1 protein-coding gene is annotated in these 1,085 nt (G+C 66.2%); it reads right to left on the bottom strand.

The features are described 5' to 3' along the window. Positions 1-335: 335 nt before the first annotated feature. Positions 336-1,085 (bottom strand): hypothetical protein (locus ACZ7HQ_RS45875; protein WP_471003685.1); only part of this gene is annotated, 750 nt, incomplete at its 5' end.

Genomic DNA, 1,085 nt, shown 5'->3' with positions numbered 1-1,085 from the left:
ACTCCGGCTCGGAGATCACACCGGGCACCTCCCCTGGTCAACGGCCACGGTACCGGGCGGGTTTCCAGCTCACGTGGCGGCAGAGAGCGCGGAGGGAATGACGGGAGGCGTCACGCACCCCATCTCATCCGTGACCGATCGGGTGATTCCGCGCGTTCATCGCCTCCCGAACATCCGGAGAGAAGGCCGCTGATGACCAGCACCGCGGTGGCCGTCAACCGGCCCGTCCTATGCGACATCATCATCAGGGGTCTGCCTCTGCTCGGCGGCTGACCGGTGGAAGCTCCCGCAGCTCCGGCCCGCACCGTCGAGAACGCCTCGCCCGGGCGGCCGGATCACGCGGGGTCCAGTGAGGGCCGCGTCTCCAGCCCTCCGTCATTCTCGCAGCCCAGTTCCTTCGCCATGGCCAGGGCGAAGGAATGAGCCACTGTCGCGTAGGCGTCCTTCAGCTTCTCCGGGTCTCCCTCGGGATCCTTGGGCGACCAGCGCTCCACGCCGATGTCAATGTGAGCCGGCAGGGAGCCGGACAACTTCCCACTCCGGCAGGCGAACTGGACGGCACCGGCGTCCGCGGCGGTCAGGGCACGCTCCCCCATCCGGAGCACCGTGAACTTCGACGCAGGTTCACCCTTCGGCGGGCCGCCGGTCAGCTCCCAGGTCACCTCCAGTCGATCACTCAGGGCTGCGTCGTTCGCGAACACCTGGCAGATGTCCCCGTCTCCGGTGATGGACGAAGTGAACTCCTGCATAGGCGACTCCGCCAGGCTCTCACCAGCGGAATACACCTTTTTCCTCTCTTCCTCGTTGAGGTCTTCGACCTTCTCTTTGTGCTCGTCCACCGAGTTGTCGGAAACGTCACCGATCACCTGTCCGATGACTTGCTCCATAGCACCACTGGCCGTGTCAGTGGCCAAGGGAATGAGGACGGCGGCGGTGCCTACGGCCGCCGTGGCGGGCAGGAAGGCCACCTCGTGGTCCCGGATGTTGATGAGGTCGCCCTTGGCCTTCTTGAAGGCCGCGTACCCCTCTTCGAGCAGCGTCCTCACGCCCTTGGCCTCGGCGGCGGCGTCCGCGAACTCCTTTAC

The sequence above is a fragment of the Streptomyces sp. NPDC037290 genome, from assembly GCF_055603245.1.
The sequence above is the reverse complement of the archived record's forward strand: the minus strand, read 5'-3'. Positions and strand labels throughout refer to the sequence as shown.